Source organism: Micromonospora sp. NPDC049580, from assembly GCF_040675595.1.
Taxonomy (GTDB): Bacteria; Actinomycetota; Actinomycetes; order Mycobacteriales; family Micromonosporaceae; genus Micromonospora.
Genome location: NZ_JBFAPG010000455.1, coordinates 1 through 5,214, shown reverse-complemented (window position 1 = coordinate 5,214; position 5,214 = coordinate 1). Strand labels below are relative to the sequence as shown.

General features: G+C 75.1%; 6 protein-coding genes. All 6 read right to left on the bottom strand.

What is annotated here, in order from left to right:
• Positions 1–29: 29 nt before the first annotated feature.
• Positions 30–1,721, bottom strand: coding sequence for a carbamoyltransferase C-terminal domain-containing protein (locus tag AB0J68_RS26680; RefSeq protein WP_363941032.1), 1,692 nt, complete (start codon positions 1,719–1,721; stop codon positions 30–32).
• A 28-nt stretch (positions 1,722–1,749) separates the two neighbouring features.
• Positions 1,750–2,253 (bottom strand): (2Fe-2S)-binding protein, encoded by a 504-nt coding sequence (locus AB0J68_RS26675; RefSeq protein WP_355067513.1) that lies wholly within the window; start codon positions 2,251–2,253, stop codon positions 1,750–1,752.
• Positions 2,250–3,080 carry an FAD binding domain-containing protein gene (locus tag AB0J68_RS26670; protein WP_363941029.1) on the bottom strand — a complete coding sequence of 277 codons (831 nt, stop codon included), beginning with the start codon at positions 3,078–3,080 and terminating at the stop codon, positions 2,250–2,252. The genes AB0J68_RS26675 and AB0J68_RS26670 overlap by 4 nt, the downstream gene beginning before the upstream one ends.
• Complete coding sequence (locus AB0J68_RS26665) at positions 3,077–3,853, bottom strand: alpha/beta fold hydrolase (RefSeq protein ID WP_363941027.1); 777 nt, start codon at positions 3,851–3,853, stop codon at positions 3,077–3,079. Before AB0J68_RS26665 ends, AB0J68_RS26670 begins: the two co-directional genes overlap by 4 nt.
• Positions 3,850–5,031 carry a Gfo/Idh/MocA family oxidoreductase gene (locus AB0J68_RS26660; protein ID WP_363941025.1) on the bottom strand — a complete coding sequence of 394 codons (1,182 nt, stop codon included), beginning with the start codon at positions 5,029–5,031 and terminating at the stop codon, positions 3,850–3,852. The genes AB0J68_RS26665 and AB0J68_RS26660 overlap by 4 nt, the downstream gene beginning before the upstream one ends.
• The coding region (locus tag AB0J68_RS26655; RefSeq protein ID WP_363941023.1) for a hypothetical protein at positions 5,028–5,214 on the bottom strand (187 nt) is incomplete at its 5' end. The genes AB0J68_RS26655 and AB0J68_RS26660, both read right to left, overlap by 4 nt.

Here is a 5,214-nt window from a genome sequence, read left to right as displayed (position 1 = left end):
GGCCGCCCGGTCGGGCGGCCCCTCGCAGGTCAGGCCGGCAGGTCGGCCTCGCTGCGGGCCACCACCGCGTCCCCGAGCACCAACAGGTCGATCTCCTTGGCCCGTACGAAGGTGTCGACCGCGTCGGCGGCCGAGTTCACGATCGGGTCACCGGCCAGGTTGAAGGACGTGTTGACCACCGCCGGCACGCCGGTGAGCTGCCGGAACTGTTCGATCAGCGCCCAGTAGCCGGGGTTGGTGTCGCGGTGCACGGTCTGCGGGCGGGCGGAGCCGTCCACGTGGGTCACCGCCGGAACCCGCAGCCGGGCGTCCGGGCGCAGCGACGCGGCGGCCAGCATGAACCTCGACGGTTCGCCGACCGGCCCCTCGATCAGCTCCGACACGTGCTCGGCGAGGATGCTGGGCGCCACCGGACGCCACATCTCCCGGCCCTTGAGCACGTTGAGCCGTTCCAGGTTGCGCCGGGATCGCGGATCGGCCAGCAGGCTGCGCGCGCCGAGCGCCCGCTGCCCGATCTCACCCCGGCCGCGCGCCCAGCCCACGATCCGACCCCGGGCGAGTTCACCGGCGACCGAGCGGGCCAACTCGTCGTCGCCGAGGCGGCGGTGCACCATGCCGGCGCGCGCGGCCGCCGCCTCGCCGGCCTCCGTGGTGATCGGCTGACCCCAGTACGCGTGGTCGAGGCGGGTGGGCGTGAACTCCCCGCACTCCCGCGCCGCGACCAGCGCCGCCCCCAGGGACACCCCCGCGTCGGTGGGCACCGGCGGGACGTAGACGCGGTCGAAGAGTCCACTGCGGAGCAGCACGCCGATCATCGTGCAGTTCATCGCCACCCCGCCGGCGAGCGCCAGCACCGGGGTGTCCACCCGCCGACGCAGGTCGGCGGCCAGGGACAGCACCGTCTCCTCCAGCCCCTGCTGGATCGTCGCGGCGAAGTCCGCGTACGCGATGGGTTCCTCGCCGGTGCGCGGCGCGTACGGGAACAGCTTGCCGAACTCGGGTTTGAGCGACTCGGCGACGGCCGGGTAGTAGGCCATCAGCGGGCCGAGCGTCGCGGCGCGTCGGGTGGGGACCTCGGCGGTGGGCGTGCCGCGGACCAGCTCGTACCCGCCGGGAACTCCTCGCACCGGCGCTCCGGGACCGGGTCTGCCGTAGGCGGCGAGGCCCATCAGCTTGCCGGTGCCCCAGTAGCCCAGCCCGGCCCACTCGGCGGCGGCGTTGTAGTAGAAGCCCAGCGACTGCTCCACGGGCCACTCCCGCAGGATCTCGATCTCGCCGTCGGCGTACCGGCCGAACGAGGTCGACTGCGTCTCGCCGGCGCCGTCGAGGACCAGGACGGCGGCCTCGTCGCAGTCGCAGCTGTACGCCGCGCTGGCGGCGTGCGCGACGTGGTGCGGCACCCAGCGGACCGCCGGCATGCTCAGGTCCTCGTCGTCGGGAAAGAGCATCGCCCGCAGCCCCTCGGTGGTGAACCGTCGGTTGCGGCCCAGCGGGATGTCCCGGAAGTCCCAGCCGATGGCGACGGTGTCCACCTCCTGCGGGGCGATGCCCGCCATCGCCAGGCACGCGGCGACCGCCTCGGCGGGCGGCTGGCCCACCGCGTGCTTGCGGCGGCTGACCCGCTCCTGCTCGACCAGGGCGCAGAGCGCGCCGTCGCGGACCAGCGCGGCGCTGGAGTCGTGGAAGCCGATGTTCACCCCGAGTACGTAACGCGCCGACATGGTCGGCCTCCCTTCCGATCTCTGGCGGTCATCCGGCCTGTCGGGCCTCGTCGAGGGCGAGCACGGCGCGGACGATGTTGTGGTAGCCGGTGCAGCGGCACAGGTTGCCCTTGAGGGCGTGCCGCACGTCGTGCTCGGTGAGCGGCCCCGGGTTCTCCTGGAGCAGGCTCACCACCGCGAGGACCATCCCCGGGGTGCAGAAGCCGCACTGCAGGGCGTGGTGCTCCCGGAACGCCTCCTGCACCGGGTGCAGCCGGTCGCCGTCGGCAAGCCCCTCGGCGGTGCGGATGTCGGCGCCGTCGGCCTGCGCGGCCAGCAGAGTGCACGACTTGACCGACCGACCGTCGAACAGCACGGTGCAGGCACCGCAGGAGGAGGTGTCGCAGCCCACCGTCGCGGCCGTCAGCCCCAACTCCTCGCGCAGCAGGTGGACCAGCAGGGTGCGCGCCGGCACCCGGCGGCTCTCCGGGCGGCCGTTGACGGTGGCGGTGACGGCGACGGTCGTCGTACCGGGCCGGGCGTCGATGCTCATCGTGGTTCCTCCACAGTGGCGCCGGAATCGGTCAGGGCACGGGCCACCAGCATCCGGCTGAGGTGCCGCCGGTACGCGACCGAGGCCCGCCCGTCGTCGGGCGGGTCGCACCCCTCGTCGGCCCGCGCCGCCGCGACCGCGACACCGGCGCCCTGCGCGAGAGCCGACTCGACCCCGTACGCCCGCCGGATGGTCGGACCCATCCCGGCCAGCGCCACCCGGGAATCGGCGACGGCGACGGCCACCAGGGACCACTCCAACGCCGGCCGGGCGAACGTCCGGTAGCGCCACCGCGCCGGGCCGGGCAGCGGCACCCGGACCTCGGTGACGAGTTCGTCGGGCCGGCAGACCGTCACACCCGGCGCGACGGCCAGCTCGGCGACGGGCACCTGCCGTACGCCGGTCGCGCTGCGCAGCACCACCACGGCGTCCAGCGCGACCAGGGCCAGCGGCACGTCCGCGGCCGGGTCGGCCTGCGCGAGCGCCCCACCCACGGTGCCCAGGTGTCGCACCTGCGGGTCACCGACCGCCGCGGCCGCGACCGCCAGCAGCGGGGCGTGCCGGTCGACCAGCGGGTCGTCGAGCAGCCGGTGGTAGCGGGTCAGCGCGCCGACAGCCAGGTGGTCGTCGCGGTGCGCCACGTACGACAGTTCGGTGACCCGGCCGAGGTCCAGCAGGGTGTCGACGCGGTCCCGGCGCAGCTTGAGCGCCGGCAGCAGCGACTGCCCGCCGGCCAGCGGCCGCAGCTGGTCGCCGTACGCCTGGCGCAGCTCCAGCGCCTCGGTGAGGTCCCGGGCCCGGTGGTAGTGCACGCTCGCCGGGATCACGGGCCGGCCGCCGACCAGGTGGGCACCGGGCTGCGGTGCGTGGCCCGCAGGATGGTGTCGATGAGCTGGTTGCGGCGTGCCAGCAGGTAGAAGTGCCCGCCGGGGAAGGTGTGCAGGGTGAACCCGCCCCGGGTGCGCGTCGCCCAGTCGCCGGCCTCGTCGGCGGTGACCTCGGGGTCGTCCGCGCCGACGCAGGCCAGCACCGGCGCTCGCAGCGGCACGGGTGGTTGCGGGCGGTACGTCTCGGCGATCCGGTAGTCGGCGCGCAGCACCGGCAGCGCGATGGCGCGTACGCCCTCGTGGTCGAGAGCCTCGCGGCCGGTGCCGCCGAGGCGGCCGGTCTCCGCCCACAGCGTGTCGTCGTCGGCCAGGTGCACGCTTGTGGCGCGCAGCCGGCCCGGCCCGGGGCGACCCGAGACGACCAGCGCCCGCAGCACGCTGCCGGGCCCGTCCAACCGGCGTGCCGTCTCGTACGCCACCGACGCGCCGAGGCTGTGCCCGAACAGGACGACAGGCGCGTCGGCCGGCAGCGCCCGCACCGCCTGCGCGACACCCTCGGCCAGGCTCGGCAGGTCGGCCGCGAACGGCTCCGCCGACCGGTCCATCCGGCCCGGATACTGCACGCCGTGCACCTCGACGTCGTCGGGCACCTGCGCCGACCACGACCGGTAGAACGCGGCGTTGCCGCCGGCGTGCGGGAAGCAGACGAGACGCAGCCCGGGCCAGCGCAGCGGCCGGAAGCAGCGCAGCCACGTCCGCGCGACGGGGGTCACGGACGCGCTCCGATCGGCTGCGGTTCCGCGCCGACCGGCGGGTCGACCGCCCCGGCCGCGGCGTCGGCCAGCTCGGCCACGTCGGACGCCACGAACATCCGCGGCGGTACGGAGTGCACCAGCTCGGGTGGCCCCAGCCGGGCCGTGACGTCCTGCCACAGCTGGCACAGGCTCAGGTGGTACTGGCCGTGGCGGGCCAGCTTCCTCCCGCCCAGTGCCGCGGCGTGCAGGTTGCCCAACGCGTACCCGACACCGGCCGGCCAGACCTCCTCGAAAACCCTGCGATAGCTGGGCGCCACCGCGTCGGCCAGCGGCTGCGCGCTCGGCACGTCCAGGTGGTCCGGTTCGTGGCCGTCGCCGTCGGCGAAGTGCGGTCGGCCCACGCCCCGGTCCTGCACCTGCTGCGGGAAGTCCGGCCGAGGGCTCCACACCGTGGGCCCGTGCGTGCCGACGAGGGTCAGGTTGCCGGCCTCGGTGCCGATGGTCACCCGGTGCAGCAGGTGCGCGTAGTTGTCCGGGTCCGCCGGGTCCATCTGGTTCTGCACCCGCAGGGTCAGCGGCACACCGGCGAGCACCCCGTCGAGGCTGCGGAACGGCACGTCCACCCGGGACAGCCGGCGTACCTGCTCGGGCAGTTCGACCGCCGGGCCCAGGCCCCACGGTCGGACGCCGCCGAGGGCCTGACCGAGGATGTCCAGCAGCGCGTACGCGACCTGGAAGCCGCAGGCCGCGTCGACGTAGCGGGCCGGCTGCCGGGCCAGCAGCGCCCGGGCGGCGGCGAGGAACCGGCGCACCGGCGCGGTGTGCACGTAGAACGAGTTCAGGTGGTAGACGACCCCGGCCCGGCCGGCGGTGCGCAGGCACTCGACCAGCTCGTCGTGGTGCAGCGGATGCTCCTGCAGCACGTGCAGGCCGCGCCGCATCAGCGCCCGGGCCACCTCGCCGCCCGGCCCGCCCAGCAGGCCACCACGGATGACCACGCAGGCCAGCGTCACGTCCTCGGGGACCTGGGCGACGTCGGTCCACAGCGGCACCCCGTAGTGCCGGGCACAGGCCACCGACCGCGCGCTGCCCCCGGCGAGGATCCCGGCCAGCTCGAACGGAAAGTCCGGCTGCCGGAACGCCTGCAGGTACACCTGGCCGAACTTGGTGCCGGCGACCAGCACTCTCGGTTTCACGCCACCCCCTCCTCGATCAGGTCGTACGACCCCAGCGGGCCGTCCTCGACGCGCAGCGACGTGACCGCCGGACTCGTGCGCAGCACGTCCACCGCCCAGGCCGGGTCCACCGCCTCGGCCAGGTGGTGCACGCCCGGTGGCAGTCGCCCTCGGCGCCCTGGCGGTCGCCGCCGGCGACGTGCC

Excerpts from the sequence above, each read along its gene's own strand:
- AB0J68_RS26675 (WP_355067513.1), bottom strand. The coding sequence starts at position 2,253 with ATGAGCATCGACGCCCGGCCCGGTACGACGACCGTCGCCGTCACCGCC.
- AB0J68_RS26680 (WP_363941032.1), bottom strand. The coding sequence starts at position 1,721 with ATGTCGGCGCGTTACGTACTCGGGGTGAACATCGGCTTCCACGACTCC.